The organism is Streptomyces sp. P9(2023), from assembly GCF_032436795.1.
Lineage (GTDB): Bacteria > Actinomycetota > Actinomycetes > Streptomycetales > Streptomycetaceae > Streptomyces.
This window is the reverse complement of sequence record NZ_JAUPWM010000654.1, coordinates 1-255: the sequence shown is the minus strand read 5'-3', so window position 1 is coordinate 255 and position 255 is coordinate 1. Positions and strand designations below refer to the sequence as shown.

1 protein-coding gene is annotated in these 255 nt (G+C 66.7%); it reads left to right on the top strand.

The annotated features are described in order from the left end of the window. Positions 1–209 (top strand): hypothetical protein (locus Q5762_RS39035; RefSeq protein ID WP_315897063.1); only part of this gene is annotated, 209 nt, incomplete at its 5' end. Positions 210–255 lie beyond the last annotated feature (46 nt).

Below are 255 nucleotides of genomic sequence, written 5' to 3'. Positions count from 1 at the left end.
CTGATTCGCAGGCCCGAGCCAAGCTCGCTGCCCGCCTCGCACCCCAGAAGGGTGCCGAGAAGGGTGAAGAGCCTGACGACGCCACCGTTTTCCCGCGCCCCAAACCGGATGCCTCGCAAGGCTCCAAGGGTGCGCCCCCCAAACCTGAGCCGCTGCCGGGCCGCGACCGTCTGGTTGCTGGCATCGAAGCGGCGCTGGGGAAGAATTAAGCCGTCTCGCCACCCCCGGCGAGCGAAACCAGAAAAGGAGTGAACA